This is a genomic window from Curtobacterium sp. VKM Ac-2861, from assembly GCF_013204965.1.
Taxonomy (GTDB): domain Bacteria; phylum Actinomycetota; class Actinomycetes; order Actinomycetales; family Microbacteriaceae; genus Curtobacterium.
The window spans coordinates 30,775-48,099 of the sequence record NZ_JABMLA010000001.1; the positions used below are offsets into that span (position 1 = coordinate 30,775).

The 17,325-nt window shown below is 68.2% G+C and carries 12 protein-coding genes; 2 read left to right on the top strand and 10 right to left on the bottom strand.

The annotated features are described in order from the left end of the window. Positions 1–17: 17 nt before the first annotated feature. Positions 18–2,117, bottom strand: a complete 2,100-nt coding sequence (locus HQQ88_RS00110; protein ID WP_173168308.1) for a DUF262 and DUF1524 domain-containing protein — start codon at positions 2,115–2,117, stop codon at positions 18–20. Positions 2,118–2,568: 451 nt separating this feature from the next. Between HQQ88_RS00110 and HQQ88_RS00115 the strand changes: the two genes are divergently transcribed. Beyond that, the gene (locus HQQ88_RS00115; RefSeq protein ID WP_173168309.1) at positions 2,569–8,049 is read left to right on the top strand and encodes a DUF3320 domain-containing protein; all 5,481 of its coding nucleotides are present in this window, start codon (positions 2,569–2,571) and stop codon (positions 8,047–8,049) included. A gap of 824 nt (positions 8,050–8,873) precedes the next feature. Here the strand turns inward: HQQ88_RS00115 and HQQ88_RS00120 are convergent. The 5 genes from HQQ88_RS00120 to HQQ88_RS00140 all read right to left on the bottom strand — a co-directional run bounded on the left by HQQ88_RS00120 (position 8,874) and on the right by HQQ88_RS00140 (position 13,814). Further along, positions 8,874–10,382 carry a PTS transporter subunit EIIC gene (locus tag HQQ88_RS00120; protein ID WP_173168310.1) on the bottom strand — a complete coding sequence of 503 codons (1,509 nt, stop codon included), beginning with the start codon at positions 10,380–10,382 and terminating at the stop codon, positions 8,874–8,876. A 60-nt stretch (positions 10,383–10,442) separates the two neighbouring features. Beyond that, positions 10,443–11,366 carry an N-acetylmuramic acid 6-phosphate etherase gene (gene murQ, locus HQQ88_RS00125; RefSeq protein WP_173168311.1) on the bottom strand — a complete coding sequence of 308 codons (924 nt, stop codon included), beginning with the start codon at positions 11,364–11,366 and terminating at the stop codon, positions 10,443–10,445. A gap of 8 nt (positions 11,367–11,374) precedes the next feature. Then, positions 11,375–12,271, bottom strand: a complete 897-nt coding sequence (locus tag HQQ88_RS00130) for a MurR/RpiR family transcriptional regulator (RefSeq protein ID WP_173168312.1) — start codon at positions 12,269–12,271, stop codon at positions 11,375–11,377. Positions 12,272–12,458: 187 nt separating this feature from the next. Beyond that, the gene (locus tag HQQ88_RS00135) at positions 12,459–13,046 is read right to left on the bottom strand and encodes a hypothetical protein (RefSeq protein ID WP_173168313.1); all 588 of its coding nucleotides are present in this window, start codon (positions 13,044–13,046) and stop codon (positions 12,459–12,461) included. A 123-nt stretch (positions 13,047–13,169) separates the two neighbouring features. Beyond that, the gene (locus HQQ88_RS00140) at positions 13,170–13,814 is read right to left on the bottom strand and encodes an NUDIX hydrolase (RefSeq protein WP_173168314.1); all 645 of its coding nucleotides are present in this window, start codon (positions 13,812–13,814) and stop codon (positions 13,170–13,172) included. A gap of 91 nt (positions 13,815–13,905) precedes the next feature. Between HQQ88_RS00140 and HQQ88_RS00145 the strand changes: the two genes are divergently transcribed. Beyond that, positions 13,906–14,847: an ADP-ribosylglycohydrolase family protein gene (locus HQQ88_RS00145; protein ID WP_173168315.1), complete on the top strand. Its 942-nt coding sequence runs from the start codon at positions 13,906–13,908 to the stop codon at positions 14,845–14,847. 181 nt (positions 14,848–15,028) lie between these two features. On the opposite strand, the gene HQQ88_RS00150 is transcribed toward HQQ88_RS00145, so the two are convergent. From HQQ88_RS00150 to HQQ88_RS00165, 4 genes are all read right to left on the bottom strand, one after another. Next, a complete protein-coding gene (locus HQQ88_RS00150) occupies positions 15,029–15,505 on the bottom strand; it encodes a DUF4395 domain-containing protein (protein WP_173168316.1) in 477 nt (158 codons plus the stop codon). Next, entirely contained in the window at positions 15,502–15,966 is a 465-nt protein-coding gene (locus HQQ88_RS00155) for a thioredoxin family protein (RefSeq protein WP_173168317.1), read from the bottom strand. Before HQQ88_RS00155 ends, HQQ88_RS00150 begins: the two co-directional genes overlap by 4 nt. Before the next feature lie 330 nt (positions 15,967–16,296). Next, positions 16,297–16,668: a hypothetical protein gene (locus tag HQQ88_RS00160; protein WP_131879074.1), complete on the bottom strand. Its 372-nt coding sequence runs from the start codon at positions 16,666–16,668 to the stop codon at positions 16,297–16,299. Positions 16,669–16,686: 18 nt separating this feature from the next. After that, a complete protein-coding gene (locus HQQ88_RS00165) occupies positions 16,687–17,286 on the bottom strand; it encodes a TMEM175 family protein (RefSeq protein ID WP_173168318.1) in 600 nt (199 codons plus the stop codon). Positions 17,287–17,325: the final 39 nt, after the last annotated feature.

A 17,325-nucleotide genomic window follows, 5' to 3' on the forward strand; every position in this document is an offset into this window, starting at 1 on the left:
CAGACGCGGACAATTCTTTACGCGAGAACCTGGTATTCGTACGCCTGCCGGACGAGGCCGAGAACGTAGTTGAAGTCGGTTGTGTCGTCGAGAGGAACCTGTGTGTTACCGACTCCCCAGTGCCCGATCCCGCTGACGTCACGGGCGAGTCGGCGCTCGTCGCGCAGCGCTGTAATCGGGATGTTCAGCACGAGGAGCAGCCGCGACGCCTGCGGGACGACGTCGAGGAACGTCGTCTCCGTCCGGAAGGCCACGCGCACCTTCAGGAAATCAAGGCTGACGGAAGGATCGAACGACATGACCTCGTTGCGAAGCCGCTCGAAGTCCCTACGGCGCTCCGGCCGGAACAGATTCGGGTGGTCTGCAATCGTGTACTGCGACTCTGTCCGGCTCTCCTGGTACGTCGCGAGCACCTCGAGCGGAAGCGCGGGCCGAGGCCAGATTCGCAGCGCCTGCTGAGCCAGCCGAACGGCGCGATTCTGGATGGCGGACTCGTCCCAGATGTCGAGCTGCCCGATGCCCTGATTGAGGCGAAGCGGGCTCTCCCTAAAGCCACCTTCCATGTCCCGCTTCTCACGGAACGGCCGGTCTGAGTATTCGGAGTTGTACCCGGTCAGTGTGAGATTGCCGAGGGTGTGCAGGTACGCCGACTGGATCTCCTGCCATCGCTCGCCGAGGTCGGCTCGCCACTCCGGACGGAGTGACTCGTTCTGCGGAAGGATGTGCTCGATTGTGTACTCGTCCGTCGGGACGGGTTCCTTCCGGCCGTGGTTCTCCAACGACCGGAAGAAGTATGAGCGCCGCTTGAAGTGGTACGCGTCGAACGACTGCAGCTTCTCCTCGAACTCGGCGTCGGTCGGGAACGTCCGGTATCCCTGCAGGCGCAGGAAGTGTGCTTTGACGCTTTCGACGTAGCGGTCCTTCCGGAGGGCGCGCGCCAGGCTCTGGAACGTGGTGGTCAGCGAGTTCGTGGCCCAGCCGGTGACGGCGCGTCGCACGACGTACGAGGTCACCATGTGGACGATCTCGAGCAGCTCGTCCTTGTTGGTCACCTCGAAGTCGTAGTCCGTGTACGCCTCGAGGAGGAAGGGGTAGACCACGTCCGCGCGGATCTGGACGAGATCGTCGAACGCTGCCCGCAGTGCTTTGTCGGGTTCGCGGCCGAGCGCGATGGCGCTGTACCGGCGGGAGTACTCGCGCAGCTCGAGGACGAGGACATCGATCGATTCGCCGCGCTGCATCCGGATGGCTGCGTAGTCCTTGAACGCGTCGTAGATGTCCCCGAGTCGCGGGATGCTGCCGGTGACGGTGGCGAGGTAGTGCCGTACGAAGTCATCGAACGCCGACTCGGAACCGGCGCCGGTGAAATCAAGCTCCATTGGCCGCCAGTAACCCGTCCAAAGCCGTTCCTGCGCGTTCGTCGTCAGCCCCATCAGCACAAAGTTGCGGATGAGATCCGCCTGCGAGAGCCGCTTGCCGGTTGAGTTCATCGCCTCGAACACGAGCTGCGGGTGATCGATCCCGAGCTGCAGGTGCACGTCGACCACCTGCAACTTCGCCAACCCGCGGCACACCGTCGCCAGATCGGTGGACGACGCCCTGATCTGGGCACGGAAGAACTCGAAGTTGTCGAACACGCGGCTAGTCGACCCTGCCGCAGGCTCGGTGCCATCGATGACCGATTTCAGTGCGCCCCGATCGTCCTGGGAGAGCAGGAGTTTGTATCGCCGTTCGTCGATCTTGAACCGATTCGTGAGGTAGGAGTCGCGGATCTCCTCAGCGGAGAAGCCTTCGAGTGGTTCGCGATCCTCGGCGGCTGGACCCTCCAGGTGGGAGACGAGCGCTGCGAGGATCAGGCTGACGGTTGTGACGCGTTGTTGACCGTCGATGATGAGGCTCGGCGCCTGGTTGGTCTGCGTGCCCGCGGCTTTCTCCACGTACACGACGGATCCCGTGAAGTGAGCGCCGAGCTCTTCGTTGCCGCCAGCCCGAAGGATGTCCTTCCAGAGCTGCTCACACTCGGCACGGCCCCATGCGTACGCCCGTTGATAGATGGGGACCTCGAATTGACTCGTCACCTTGAGTAGATCGAGGAGATTCGCGTCGACAGCCTTCACGGGACTTAACCTAGCTGCTCTGGCCCGCGGGCTTTCGTGGGCTGACCTGGTGTTGATAACTGGAAGAGGGCGGACCTGAATGAACTTCGGTGCGCGAAGGGAGGGAGCTGCCCGTGGACTCGCGAGGCAGCTAGAGGTCGGGCTGAACACGCCGCCTGACTGCGCTCGTCGGCCGCGGGAACCCCGCCCCTGGCTGTCAGATTTAACCGAACCTGCAGTAGTCCCTGGCAAGCCTGACCCTTTGTCGCCGTCCTGTCTTGCGCTGTCGAGCACGTCCCCCGATCAGGACGCGTGCGGTTGTCGTGCGCCTCGGTCAGAATAGGAGAATCGCTCGAAGCTGCTGACCGAGCTGACCCAGCCCTTGCAAGGCCGGATCGTCGAGCGGCGTCAGGCGTCCTGTTCGGGCGTCGACGAGGGGCGAGTGGTCGTTCAAGAGGTAGGAGCGTTGGCGTTGGAGTTGGGAACGGGCAAAGCGGACCGAGCGATCGCGCAATGGCGCGACTCCCTCCTGAACCTCTCGGGCCGAAATCGGTTGCTGAACTACCGTCCGACTCGATCGTCGACGATCGAGTATTCGAAGCACTCCGCTGCGGAGGTGTTCGACTTGATAGCAGCCGAGAGCCTCACGTTCACGCTGGGCACACGGGCGGACGAGCGCAACGCCGAGGTGGTTCGCGACGACGAGGAACTGGCGACGTCCGATGTCGAGGGCGCCGTGCTCGAGCAGCTCCGCGAGTTCGACTTTGAGCAACACCCCGGACACCTGTTCGCCGACAAGACGCAGCGGGATGTCGATCGTGCGCTCCGCAACCTCGCAGCAGCGTCGAAGCGGGAGTTCATCGACAAGGGTCTGCGCATCCTGTACGTGGCGCTCGGCGAACTGCGTTGGGTCGACGCCGCGGGCGATACCCGCCGCAGTCCGCTCCTGCTCGTGCCCGCCGAGCTCGCCGCGCCTGGACCCAGGGAACGAACGTTCGTCCGATTCTCCGACGACGACTTCGCAGTGAATCCGGCGCTGTCGCTGCTTCTTGCGCAGGAGTACGGCATCGAGCTTCCGTCCGCCGACGACCTCGAAGTGGAACTCGAAGCCGACGGGGTCCAAGCAGTACTGAATCGTCTGGCATCGATGAACTGGCCCGACGGCTGGGAAGTGCACGACTTCGCTGCTTTGGCCGCGTTCATGTTCGCCAAAGAGGCCATGTACCGCGACCTGCTCGACAACGCCGACGCTGTCGCGAACTCCGAACTCGTTCGTGCCCTCTCAGGCGCCATCCCGCCCGAGCAGTCCGACTTCGTGTTCGACCCTGCCGGCGACGACATCATCGACGTCGTTGCCCCACCAGAGACCACGCCACTGGTCCTCGACGCCGATGCAAGCCAACGAGCGGCGATTCACGCCGCGGTCGCGGGGAAGAGCTTCACGCTCGACGGGCCACCCGGCACGGGCAAGAGCCAGACCATTGCAAACATCATCGGCGCTCTCATCGCTGAAGGTAGAAGCGTGCTGTTCGTGTCCGAGAAGGCGGTGGCCCTGGACGTCGTCCGCAACCGCCTCGCCGACAGGGGCCTCGGCGCATTCCTGTTCGAACTACACAGCAGCAAAGCCGTTCGGAAAGACGTCGCCCGACGACTCGGCGATGCACTCGGAGCTACGCCGGTCCCGCCTGCCGGCATGAGCGCGGTAAAGCTCGGGCAGCTCGAACAAGCGCGGAGGGATCTCAGCGACTACGCCGAGGCGGCCAACGAGATCCGCCAACCTCTGGACGCCACCTTCCACGACATCCTCGGCCGACTCGAACGAGACCGCACCGACCAGGTCGGACCGCCGTGGGGTGCACCTGGGGCAGGACTGACCGCCCAAGAGCTCGACGCCGTCGAGCGTGCCGCCGCTGGCCTCCAGCGCAACTGGCGGATCGCCAAGCAGGGCCGGCAAGCCACTTGGTATGGGCTCGTCGAGGGCAGCGTTGACCTGGCCTACCCGTTACAGCGACTGGCCCGGGCCATCGAGCGGCTTCGCCCAGTTGTCGACAGCACCCGCGAGTTACGAGAAGCCTTCGGTGCCCGGGCCTCCAACGAGCTGAACGGCATCGCGACGCTCCTCGACGTGTGGTTTGAAGCTCCTGAATTCCACGAGCAGCCTTGGCTGGACGAAGAGATTCTGAAGCAGATCGAGAACACGCTCGCCGGGTACGAGAGCTGTGCCAGTGACCTGCAATGGGTCGAACATGACCTGACAGCGTTAGTGGGGGACCAGTGGCGGCGCCTGAAGCCCGTCCCGGAGGACCGGATCCCCGAACCGAGCCTGGTCGCTGGACTGCCCGGGGTCACATCGACGTCGACCTCCGCCGACCTTGATGCCGCTCGGCGTGACGTAGAAGATCGTGCAAGCGCGCTTCGGTCGTTGGAGCGGGATGCGCAAGCGCTTGCCCGCGGAGCAGGAGCCTTTGGACCGTCGAACCCGGCTGAGACGCGAATGCTTGTCGACGCGTTGCCGCATCTGCTCGACCCGCATCCGCCGCTGAGCACGTGGCTCTACGACAACTCGCTTGCCCTGGCCGCTCGCGCCACCGCCGATCGCCTGCGCGATGCGCAGCAGCGACTCGTGGCGGCGGAACGCGAGGCGAGCCCTCACTTCAACGCCGCCGTGCTCACGGCGGACCTCGATGAGCTCGAACGCCTCGCAGCCGAGCACACCAGCTTTGCGAGACGATTCGGGGCAGGGCACAAGGCCCTTCGCGAGGCCCTGGCGACGATCTCGCACGTGCCTTGGAAGGATGCCGTCGTTGCGCTCCCACGAGCTCGTCGCTGGGCGGACGCGTGGAATGCATACCGCTCAGCATTCGACGAAGCCAGGACGGGCATCGGCGACGATGTCGACCCGAACCACGCGGTCGACTGGGAGCTGATCGACCGCCGCTTCCGCAACCTGCACGCGCTATCGGACGTCCCGTTCGTCGACGAACCACAGACACGACGCGCCACCACCGACCCCGTCCATCGCCGTGAAATCGGCGCCCTCGCCGACCGGCTCGAAGACGACCTCAAACGCTGGCACTCCATCCTCAGCGACGACCGCAAGCCATACGTCGAGGTCGCCGCCGAATTGGAGGAGCAGCTACGGCGCCTGCAGCCTCTGCTGGAGTTCGTCGCACTGCAAGCAGACGTGCTCGGTCCGAACGCGAGCATAGATCGCCACATGCACGCCGCTCGGCTGCACATCCAACTTGAATCCGCCGCCGCCGCCGCGGCGCGCTCTTGGAGCGACGTGCTCGTAACGGCTCCGAACGGATCGGATACTGGGACATCGTCGGACGTCGCACCGGCCGCGATCCGCAGGCACATTCAGTGGGCACGACGTCTCCTCGACGCCGCCACGACAGCGCCGAACCTCCGCCGACTCGAGAGTTCACAGATCAATCTGCTCCGGCGCACGCAGTCGCACATCGACATTAAGGGCGTGGCGGACGAATACCAGCTGGCCCGCGAAGGACTGTTCGACAAGTTCGATCAGCCACGACGCGACGAACTCCGGCGAGCGTTCGCCGACCTCGGTAACGCCGCCGAATCGGTCGCCCGACTGCGGGCGGACCTCGACGGGGTGGACGCGTGGTTCGACCTGCAGCGCTCGATCTTGAAGCTCGAAAGCCACGGCCTTGGCCCCTCCGTCCAACACGCGCTTGCGGAAGATCTGCAGGAGACGTCGGTCGCGGCGTTCCTGACCGAGACGGTTCTCCGCGGCTGGATCGACGCGCAACTCAAGTCCGACCCCCGATTGGCCGCAGGAGCCGGAGTCGATCGCGATGAACTCGTCGCCCAGTTCCGGGAGCTTGACTCAGAACTCGCCGATACCGCCGTCACCAGGATCGTCGAGTCCGCGTCCGCCCGTCGGCCGCGGTCGGCGAGCGGGCAAGCCGCGATCATTCGACGCGAAGCGGAGAAGAAGCGCAAGCACATCGCAGTCCGGGAACTCATTGCGCAGACAAAGGACGTCGTCCTCGCGCTGCATCCCTGCTTCATGATGAGTCCGCTGGCGGTGTCGCAGTACCTTCCTGCTGAACAGCTGTTCGACGTCGTCATCTTCGACGAGGCGAGCCAGGTGCTGCCGGGTGACGCGATCAACTGCGTCTATCGGGGAGCCGCACTCATCGCGGCGGGAGACCAGAAGCAGCTGCCGCCGACCTCGTTCTTTGAAGCGAACGTCGACGACGGGGATGAGGACGGCGAAGAGGACCTCGCCAACGACTTCGAGTCGATCCTCGACCTGATGAAGTCCAGTGGCGCGTTCACCGCGCAAAGCCTCCGCTGGCACTACCGCAGCAGGCACGAGCACCTGATCGCGTATTCAAACGCCTCCTTCTACGACTCCCGGCTCGTTACCTTCCCGGGCGCCGTTGCCGAGAGCGCCGACGCCGGCGTCCGCTACTTCAAGGTCGACGGCGTCTATCGGAGATCGGCCGGGCGCGACAACCCAATCGAAGCGCGGCACGTCGCCGACCGTGTGTTGCATCACTACACGACGCGACCCGACAAGAGCCTCGGGGTCGTCGCGTTTTCCACTGCGCAACGCGACGCCATCGAAGCAGCCGTCGAGCTGGCCCGATCCGACCGGCCGGACCTCGACGCGCATTTCGACGATGACCGCGTGTCCGGGTTCTTCGTCAAGAGCCTGGAGTCGGTGCAGGGCGACGAACGCGACGTGATCATCTTCTCCACCGGATACGGACCCGACGAACACGGAAAGGTGTACCGGCAGTTCGGTCCCGTTGGGCGTGCAGGCGGGGAACGACGATTGAACGTGGCCATCACGCGCGCGAAGGAACTCGTGGAGCTCGTCACATCGATGAGCGCTGGCGACATCGGCGAAGTCAGCGCCGCCGGCACTCGGCACTTGCGGCGATACCTCGACTTCGCGGAGCGAGGGCCGTCGGCGCTTGCGATGGAACTCAGCCCGTCTGGGCTCGACACGGAATCGCCCTTCGAAGACGCGGTCGTGGACTTCGTCCGTAGCCTCGGCTTCGAGGTCCAACCGCAGGTCGGCGTATCCGGCTACCGGATCGACATCGGCGTGAAGCATCCGAATCAGCCTGGAGCGTTCATGATCGGGGTCGAATGCGACGGCGCGATGTACCACTCGAGTCGCGCCGCGCGAGATCGCGATCGTCTCCGGCACCAGATCCTCGAAGGTCTCGGATGGAATCTGCACCACATCTGGGGCACCGCCTGGTACCGGCATCCCGACCGGGAGAAAGAGCGGCTACGGCAGATCCTGGAACGTCTCGCAGCCCAACCCGTTCTCGGACGAGTCGTCGCCGAAACGCCGCGAGCCGCGGCACCTGTCGTCGTGGAGGTCGTGGAAGCGCCGCTGGATGCGACGCCGAGCTGGGTGTCGGAGTACCAGATCGGGCGCACAACCCGTGTCCCGAACGTCGATCTGAGCCATCCGCTGAACGCTCCTGCACTGATTCCATTCGTACAGGCCATCGCAGGAACGGAGGCGCCGTTGCACATGGACGTACTTGCGCAACGGCTACGTGAGCACTCCGACTACGGTCGGATCGGCTCTCGCATCCGAGGAACACTGATGCTCGCCGTCCGGCAAGCCGGCCTCGAGACCGACGGGGTTTTCGTGCGGAGGCAACGCGAACACAGCGCCGTTGTCAGAAGTGGTGGGGCGTTCGTTCGGTCCGTGGACCAAATCCCGGACGACGAGCTGAGCCGAGCGCTTGAACTTCTGACGCAGGACGCGGTTGTGGCCACCAAAGACGCGCTGGTCACGGGCGTCGCTGGGCTGTATGGCTGGAAACGGGTCGGAGCGGACATTCGGGGACGGCTTCTCGGCGTCATCTCCGCTCTCCTGCGCGACGGTCGATTGGAAGAGACCAACGACGGCATCAAGCGAGGACGAGAGACAGCGCCGGATTCTGCTCGTTGAGACGCCACCCGTTGTCTACCCCCGGGCTCGTTGCTCCCCCATCCGCGACTGCGAGCCGGGGGAGTAGTTCAGCGCCGTACTTCGACCGACTCTATTCAAGACCGTGCATGCGGTCCACACGGGCGTTGAGGTCGTGAGTTGGTAATTGCGCCGGTGACCGACGACGAGACACGTGGCTGGGCGCTCCTGCGTTGCCCCACACGAATCCTTCAAGCGGAGTCGCGGAGCGTGGGTCTCGCGAACGCACTGTCGTAGTGACGTCGAGGGCGCCGGGTCGGACTCGGCTGCGTGGAACAGAATCCCGAGTGTCGTGGAAGGCCCGTCGTTGCTGGGATCCGCGATCCGCGCCGCTGCTGGCATCTGCGAATAGATCGAACACCGCTTATCGGCGCGCCGTCCCAAAATTCGGCTCAGTTGCGGGATGTACGTCGTTGGGCGTCTCGGAAGGAGCGCGTCTTCAGCCGCAGTTACGGCCATCGCTGGTCCGCCGTAGCGGATGCCGCGCATGCGGGGAATCGTCGCTGATTTGATGCGGCCTGGTGGTCTGGCGGGCTGACAGCAGCCCTCGGAACGACACTTCTAGGGACGAGTTTCATCGGCGCGGTCGCGTCAACGCGGCTCTACTGGTGGGTACCCGCATTCGTGTTGATCGGACCGCTGTCGATGGCGGTCACAACGGTGGCCGCTCAGGCCACCGCTCGAAGGGGAGTCCTCCGGGATGTGCAACGAGTTGAACGCGAGCGTCGCATCCGCGGCCGCGGCGGCCTCGAAGGTCGGACCAGCCAGCGGACCGTGCGCCAGGTACGCGCTCGCGCCCAACCGCATCAGCGTGCAGCTCCCACGGAGTCAGCGGGCGTGACCTGCACGTCGAGCGGCGCATCCGGAGCGGCGGGGTCGCCGGCTGGTGCAGACGACTGCGCCTCGAGGTCAGCCCGCACCGACTCAGACACCCCGAACAGCAGCGTCGCCACGAACCCCACGACGTACGCCACCACGAGCCCCGACCCGTACCCGAGCAACGCCCACCCGTACCCGGACGACCCGTTCAGCAGCGGGATGAGCGACAGGTCCGAGGCACCGATCGCGATCGCCCCGACGGAGTGCCCAAGCTGGTCGAACAGTCCCACGACACCGCCGCCGAACGCTCCACCGATGCACGCCGTGATGAACGGCCGCCCGAGGGGGAGCGTCACGCCGTAGATCAGGGGCTCACCGACACCGAGGAACCCGGCGGGCAGCGCACCGCGGATGGTTCGCACCAGCGACGCGTTCGAGCGGAACCGCACCCACAGCGCGATGCAAGCACCGATCTGTCCGGCACCACCCATCGCCAGGACGGGCAGCAGCACGGTCCACCCGGTCTGGTCGATCAGGGTGGTGTGGATCGGGATGAGCCCCTGGTGCATGCCGGTCATGACGAGCGGCAGGAAGAGCCCTCCGAGCACGAAGCCGGCGAAGGCCCCGCCGTTCGCGAGCAGCCAGGTCGCCGCGGTCCCGATCGCGACCGACACGACACCGGCGACGGACATCAGGATCCCCAGCGTCACCGAACCGGCGACGAGCACGGTCACGGTCGGCACGACGATGAGCGCGATGACGTCCGGCGTGACCCGGCGCATGAAGCGCTCGACGTAGGCGGCGAGGATGCCGCCGGCCATGGCGCCGAGCACGCCGCCCTGCCCGGGAGCGAGGGTCTCCCCGAACACGGTCACGTTCGCGACACCGGCCGCGACGATGATGCCGCCGACCGCGCCGCCGAGGATGGGCGTGCCGCCGAACTCCTTCGCGGCGTTCATCCCGACGAACACGGCGAGCAGCGAGAGGAAGCCGGACGAGAGCACCCCGAGGAACGGCGTCACGCCGGGCACCCAGCCGAGGTTCGTCAGGATGCCGTTGATCCCGGCGATCAGACCACAGGCGATCAGTGCGGGGATGAGCGGGACGAAGATCGCGGAGATCTTCCGGATCGCGCGCATGGTGCGGCCGTCGGCCCGCGACCGGGCGGACGCCTTGATCGACGCGCCGCGAGCGGCGAGCTCCTCAGGCGACGCACCGGACCCACCAGCCGCAGCGGACGGGGCGGACGCGCGCAGGGCCTCCAGGTCGTCGGCCACGCGGTCGACGAGACCCGGGCCGAGCACGATCTGCAGGTTCGAGCCGGCCGCGATGGCGGCAATGACGCCGTCGGTGGCTTGCAGCGCAGGCAGGTCGACCGACGCGGGAGACGAAACCTCGACCCGGAGTCGGGTCATGCAGTTCTCGACGTCGGCGATGTTCACGGAGCCACCGACGGAGTCGAGGATCTGCTGGGCGAGTTGCTGTGCATCGGGCATTGCTGTGCTCCTCGGGGGAAGGAATCGAGCGGAAGGAAAGCGGAGAAAGGGGAACGGGGTCTACAGCACGGCGCGCAACGAGCCGGCAGCAGCATCGAGGCGCTCGCGGGCATCGGCAGCGGAGGCGCCGGTCAGGATCACGGCGATGGCCGTCTTCACCTCGCCGTCCGAGGCATCGAGCGCCGTCTGGACTTCGGCGGAAGCAGCGCCGGTGACGTCCTGCACGAGCGAGAACGCCCGCGCGACGAGCTTCGCGTTCGTCGCCCGCACGTCGACCATGCGGTTGCCGTACGTCTTGTTGCTGCGCACCATCGCGAGCGTGGTGAGCATGTTCAGCACCAGCTTCTGCGCGGTGCCCGCCTTCAGGCGGGTCGACCCGGCGATGAACTCGGGGCCGACGACGACGTCGATGGCGATGTCCGCCTCCCGCCCCGCGGCCGAGTCGGGGTTGCACGCGACGGAGACCGACAGGGCGGAGCGGCGCCGGGCCTCCAGGATGGCTGCGATCACGTAGGGCGTCCTGCCGGACGCGCTGATCCCGACGACCACGTCGTCGGCCGTCAGGCCGAGCGCGTCGAGGTCGCGGACGGCCGCTGCTTCGTCGTCCTCCGCGCCCTCGACGGCGGTGGTCAGGGCGACGTCGCCGCCGGCGATCACGCCGACCACTTGGCTCGGGTCGGTGCCGAAGGTGGGCGGGCACTCGCTGGCGTCGAGGACGCCGAGCCGGCCCGGCGTGCCGGCGCCGACGTAGACGAGTCTGCCGCCGCGCGCGAACGCTGCGGCGATCGAGTCTGCCGCCAAGGCGATGGCCGGGAGGCACGGCTCGAGTGCCGCAGGCACGCTGCGGTCTCGGGCGTTCATGCGCTGGGCAGCTTCCAGCGTGGAGATCGTGTCGATGTCGTCCAGTGAGTGGTCGATCGCCTCGGTCGTGAGGGCGGCGAGTTCGTCGCGGAGGGCGTCGTGGCTGTCGTGCTTCGTGGTCATGGTGGTGCTCAGTTCCGGTGGTGGGTGCGGACGGCGTCGCGGCTGCGGGCGAGGAGCGGCTGGGACCGCTCGTCGGTGCGCTGCGCGACGACGATGAAGAGGGCGTCGACGATGGCGAGTTGGCTCATGCGACTGCCCATGGCGGCGGGGCGGAGGGCGCTCTCGGCACCGGCGACGCCGAGCAGGACGTGGTGGGCCGCGGTGGCGAGCGGCGCGTTCGCGTGGCCGGTGATGGCGACGATCGTCGAGCGCTGGGCTGCGGCGGCGTGGGCGACCTCGAGGGTCTCGACGGTGGAGCCCGAGTGGCTGACGAGCACCAGGACGTCGTGCTCGCCGATGACGCTCGCCAGGGTCAGGACGTTGTGCGGGTCGTCGGCGATCGAGGTCACGATGCCGATGCGCTCGAGCTTGAGGTGCAGGTCCCGCGCGACGATGCCGCTCGCGCCGACGCCGTACAGGACGACGCGGCGGGCACTGCTCACGGCTGCGGCCGCTGCCTCGAGGGCATGCGGGTCGAGCGCGGCGCGGGTGTCGGCCATCACGGCGCGGACGTCCTCGGTGACCTTCGCGATGACGGTGGCCACGTCGTCGTCGACGGCGACCCCGGCGTGGATCTCGGTGTGCTCGCGCTCGTGGATGCCCCGCTCGACGGCCCGGGTCATGCTGCGCTGCAGGCCGGCGAAGTTCGCGAAGCCCAGGTGCTGGGCGAAGCGGGAGACGGTGGCGGGGGAGACGCCCGCGCGGCCGGCGAGCTCGGCGGCGTTCGTGGTGGCTGCGGCTGCCGGGTCCTCGAGGACGGCGTCGGCGATGGCGCGCATGCTCGACGGCATCGTGGCCGACTGGGTGCGGACGAGGGCGAAGGCGTCGGCGCGCTCGACCCGGTCGGGCCGCTCGGTGATCGTCATCCCGCTATGAAAGCGTCTTTCGTGCGCGAGCGCCAGGGGTGAAAGTAAATTGCGTGTTACGTCGAGGTGGGCGTGCCGGGTGCGGCGGCGAGGCGCGGTGCAGTTCCGTTTCGCACAACCAAAGTCAGCTCGCGCCGCGGGATCGCGCGGCTCGGATGCGCTTTGGTTGTGCGGGCGGTCGTGCTCGTCAGGCTTGCGGGGCCGGGGATGCCACGACGGTCGCCGCCCGCAGGTACCGCCGCGACCGACGAACCGCTCGCAGCAGGATCGGCGTCATGATCAGTGCGGTGATGAGCAGTGCTGCGCAGAGGAACCGGGGGAACGCCGAGCCGGAGACGTCCTCGTCAGCGAGCATCGGGAACTGGGCGCCAGCGATGCCGAGGTAGAGCAGGAGGAACTGGGCGAGGGCGAGCGGCTGGTAGGTGGAGAGCAGTCGTGCGTGCTCGCGTGCTCGGAGGGCGAGGCCGGACTCGGGCGGCTGGATCGGGCTGCCGGTCTTGATCGCTTGCGTCACCATGCGCTTGCCCGCAGGGGAGAGCCCCGCCGTGGTGGCTTGCATCGCGGTCGACATCCCGATGGTCGTGGCGAGGATCGAGAAGGTACCGGTCAGGCCACCAACGGCCGCGCCGAAGCCGACGACGGTGAGGACTGCGACGGCGCCCGACTCGGTCGTGGCCAGCAGCCCGCCGATGACGGCGCCGACGACGGCTCCGATCAGCGCGAGCAGGGTCGTTCGTCGCCAAGCGCGCCGTGCTGTCAGTTCGAGTTCCCCCATGTCCCCACCCTACGAGCGGATCGCCCGACGGTGACGACTGTCGCGACGATGACGATCGGTGCGACGAACAGCCAGTAGGTGAGTTCGGTGTTCGCGCGCACCCTCGGCGGCCGACCGGTCCCGTCACCCCCGCCGGTACCGCGTCGCTGGCTTCCCCGGCCCGTCCGCCCGCTTCGTGTCCGTTGCAACCAGCTTCGGCAGCATTGCTCGCCGGAACGAGTCCGGAAGCAGGCGCTCGCCGAGGACCGCCTCGTGCAGCTGCCGCAACGCCGAAATCGTGAACGGTTCGTCGAGCAGCCCGTGTGGATCCGGGGCGTCGCTGTAGACGGAACGGAGCCGAGCGACCGCGAACTCGAGGATCTCGTCGTGCCCGTGCACCATCCCGCGCGCCTCGAACACCGGCGTGAGTCGCACCTGGGGCTCGTCCAGGTCCAGAGCACGAGCTGGCACCACGTCGAGGTGCGCCACCGACAGCACCCACCCACGGTCGTCCCGCGCCGGATCGTCGAACACGTGCAGCTGCTCCGGCGCGAGCCCCGTCACGCCCGCCTTCGTGGAGAGCGACCGCAAGACGGCCGAAGCCAGCCGCTCACCCTCGTGCACGAACGTCCCCGGGAGTCGCCAGTCGCCCTCGGTGGCATCGCGGACCTGCACGACGGACGGTGGTCCGCCCGCGGGGACGGTCAGCACCGCGGTGTCCACGGCGACGGAGGGTCGCGGGTAGTCCGTCAGGCGTCGGCCGCTCGCGTCGCGGTACTCGTCGGTCATGCCGGTGAGTTTACGCACACTTGCGCAAACGTGGCGAGTAGTGCAGGATCGGTTTTACGCAATCTCGCGCAAACCCGATCCGGAGGTCCACATGACCACCCCGCAGATCCACGACCGAGCAGTCGGTGCCGTCCTCGGCTCCGCCGCCGGCGACGCCCTCGGCGCCGGGTACGAGTTCCGACCGGCAGTGCCCGAGCCGACCCCGATCACGATGACCGGCGGCGGCTCCTTCGGCTGGGCGCCCGGGGAGTGGACCGACGACACGAGCATGGCCGTTCCGATCCTCCGCACGGTCGCCCGCGGCGGCGACCCAGCGTCGGAGCCAGCCCTCGACGGCCTGGTGGCCGCCTGGGCAGCGTGGTCGGTCAACGCGCCCGACGTCGGCATCCAGACGCGCAACGTGTTGACCGGTCTGGAGGCACGGATCGCCTCCGTCGCGCGGGCTTCGGCCCGGCAGGAGCACGAGTACAAGGGCCGCTCCGCCGGCAACGGGTCGCTCATGCGCACCGCACCGTTGGTGCTCGCCTACCTGCGCGGTGACATCGGCGAAGAGGAACGCCTCGCAGCGGCGGCTCGCGCGATCAGCGACCTGACGCACTACGAGTCCGACGCGGGGGACGCGTGCGTGCTCTGGTGCGTGGCGATCCGGCACGCGGTGCTGACCGGCGAGCTCGACCTCCTGCGTGGCATCGACCTCCTCGACCTCGACCGGCGCAGAGCGTGGGTGGACCGGATCGTCACGGCCGAGCACTCGCAGCCGGTGGACTACACGGAGTCGAACGGGTGGGTGGTGTCCGCGCTGCAGGCCGCCTACGCCGCGGTCAAGCAGAGCTCCTCGCTCGAGGACGCCCTGGTCCGCGCGGTGCGCACCGGCAACGACACCGACACGGTCGCTGCGATCGCCGGTGGCCTTGCCGGTGCGCTGTATGGGGCGTCGTCGTTGCCGGCCCAGTGGCGGGAGCTGCTGCACGGCTGGCCGAACCTGCGCGCCGACGACCTCGTCGCGCTCAGTGAGCAGGCGCTCGCCGTCTGACCGGGCCGGCGTCGGAGGCTGCTGTGGGGGGAGCCTCCGGCGCCGCACAACCGAAGTCACCTCGAACCGCGGGATCGCGCGGCGCGGGGTGACTTTGGTTGTTCGCCGGGCGGTGGACGCGACCACGCTGGCAGCGCGGGTGGCGGGGCGGAGGTGAGCCGGGCCTCCCGGTCGACCGCCGTCAGGCGATGCCGCGTCGCGGACGGAAGGCGCCTGCACGGACCAGCCACACGTAGAGCAGGCAGCCGATGCAGACGTCGAACACGGCGTTGAGGAACGCGGCGATCAGGGCGACGGCGGCGCCGATGGGGGCTGCGTACGGCACGCCGAGCAGGGCGAGGAGCAGCGCCACGGCGGTGACGAACAGGCCGACCTGCTGGGCGAAGGTCGGCGGTTCGGGCGCCTCGAGCTCGGCGGGCGGGGCGAGCCTCGGCCGGACGAAGCGACGGAAGAGCGCGCCGTACGGGTGGCGGCGGATGCCGGCGATGCCGCCGATCGCGAAGAGCGCCACGATGACCGCGAGCAGCACGATGCCGGCGACCCACGTTGCGGGGATCAGCGTCAGGACGATCGTCAGGGCGAGCAGGACCGTGGTGATCGCGGCACCGAAGCGCGGGGAGCGCGGGTCGATGCCTGCTTTGTCGGGGGCGGTGGTCATCGGGACTCCTGTGGGCCGGTGAGGACGGTGTCGAGGGCTGCGGTGAGTTCGGGTGGGCGGGGTGGGCCTCCGAAGCGGGTGCGGACGGCATGGGCACCGTCGACGAGCAGGACCGTGGGGGTCTGCAGGACGTTGAAGCGCGTGGCGAGGTACGGGTGCTCGGCGAGGCCGATCTCGAGCCGTTCGACGCCGGCGTGCTGCGCTGCGAGGGCGTCGAGCTGGCGGGCCGTCGCCGGGCAGCGGGCGCAGGTCGGCGTGGAGAACTGGACGAGGGTGGCGCGGGTGCCGAAGGCGGTCGGGGGAGCGATGTCGGCGACGCTGCTGTCGGGGCTGGCTGGCGTGTTGCGCGCGCGGCCGGTCTGGGGGACCGCTCGGCCCGTCCTCGTGCGCAGGAGCAGGCCGATCACGGTGGCGAGGGCGAGGACTCCCGCCAGGACGGCGACGGCCACGATGACGGTCATGCCGTGACGGTACGTCGTTCTGGTGCGTCCGGGGGCGAACGTGACCGAACGTGACCGAACGTGACGGTCTCGGAGCGGTCGGACGATCATGGAGGGGCTCGCGTCCGGAGGTCCGACCGACCGGCCGGCCGGGCGGCCGGTCGGCCGGGCGGCCGGTCGGCCGGTCGGCCGGGCGGCCGGTCGGCCGGTCGCCGGCGCCTAGTATAGGCATACTATTCAAGGCGCCGGGACCGGGACCGGGACCAACACCTGGACCGACGCACATGGCGGCGCGCGGCGGTCGCCGGCCGCGGTGGACCGGCGACGTGACGCGGGCGGGTTCGCGTGTCGTCAGAGCGCGGCGCGCGCCCGGTCGATCCGCTCGATGAACGCTCGAACGCCCCAGATGACGAAGGTCAGGCGCTGCCCGTCCTGCAGCACGACCTGCATCTGCCGCGAGACGTTGCGTGAGGTGTCGTGGAGCTCCGCGATGGAGTCGAGCGGGATGCCGAACGTCGGCCGGACGAAGTTGAACGGATGCGCTCGGAACCAGAGGACCGCGGGGGTCAGGGTGAGTCGGCCTCCCGCGGCTTCGTGGCGGCGCATCCCGAACCGGCCGGGTGCTGCGATCGAACGGACGAGGCCGGCCTCCGCTGCCGCTTCGTCGATGACGAAGTTCGCGTTCTTGCGTGCCAGTACGGTCTCCGCGTCCCCCAGGCCCATGCGCTGACCGTACCGCGCTCAGACGCGGCGCAGCAGCCGAGCGACGGTGCCCTGCAGCACGAGGAGCAACGCCCAGAGCAGGCCGATGCTCGGGAACACCACCGACAGGACCAGGGCGAGCGACAGCAGTCCGGCGGCGATGAGCCCCCGCGCCGAGTCGCCCAGCGGCGTGGAGAGCAACGCGGGGTTCCGTCGGAGCACGAGTTCGATGCCGGTGAGCGCCAGGCTCGTCACGACCATGCTGCCGAGGTACAGCGCGTGGGCCACACGGTCGTCGTTCTCGCCGCTGTTGAGCAGGTTCGCGGCGAAGGGCAGGAACACGATGCTGATGAGCCACACGAAGTTCAGCTGCATGACCCGGGCGTTGTAGGAGCGGACGTGCTCGAAGACCTGGTGGTGCAGGATCCAGAACCGCGAGATCAACCAGAACGTGATGAGGAACTCGAGCAGGGCGGGCCAGTGGGCTCTGAGCAGGTCGCCCGCGCCCTCGCCGTCGCGCAGGTCACTGGCGATGTCGACCAGCGGCAGGATCAGGAGCGTGATCGCGATGGCGACCGTGGCGTCCGAGAAGTTGACGAGTCGGTCGAGGCCGCGGTCCGTTCGAGCGTGCTCGGTCATGGCCCGAGTGTAGGAGCGCTCTGCCACCCGGCCCTAGCA

Bases quoted from the DNA above. Each gene is read 5' to 3' on its own strand.
- HQQ88_RS00160 (WP_131879074.1), bottom strand. From the start codon at position 16,668: ATGGGCCTGGGGGACGCGGAGACCGTACTGGCACGCAAGAACGCGAAC.
- HQQ88_RS00165 (WP_173168318.1), bottom strand. From the start codon at position 17,286: ATGACCGAGCACGCTCGAACGGACCGCGGCCTCGACCGACTCGTCAAC.
- HQQ88_RS00120 (WP_173168310.1), bottom strand. From the start codon at position 10,382: ATGCCCGATGCACAGCAACTCGCCCAGCAGATCCTCGACTCCGTCGGT.
- HQQ88_RS00140 (WP_173168314.1), bottom strand. From the start codon at position 13,814: ATGACCGACGAGTACCGCGACGCGAGCGGCCGACGCCTGACGGACTAC.
- HQQ88_RS00130 (WP_173168312.1), bottom strand. From the start codon at position 12,271: ATGACGATCACCGAGCGGCCCGACCGGGTCGAGCGCGCCGACGCCTTC.
- HQQ88_RS00155 (WP_173168317.1), bottom strand. From the start codon at position 15,966: ATGACCGTCATCGTGGCCGTCGCCGTCCTGGCGGGAGTCCTCGCCCTC.
- murQ (WP_173168311.1), bottom strand. From the start codon at position 11,366: ATGACCACGAAGCACGACAGCCACGACGCCCTCCGCGACGAACTCGCC.
- HQQ88_RS00145 (WP_173168315.1), top strand. From the start codon at position 13,906: ATGACCACCCCGCAGATCCACGACCGAGCAGTCGGTGCCGTCCTCGGC.
- HQQ88_RS00150 (WP_173168316.1), bottom strand. From the start codon at position 15,505: ATGACCACCGCCCCCGACAAAGCAGGCATCGACCCGCGCTCCCCGCGC.
- HQQ88_RS00135 (WP_173168313.1), bottom strand. From the start codon at position 13,046: ATGGGGGAACTCGAACTGACAGCACGGCGCGCTTGGCGACGAACGACC.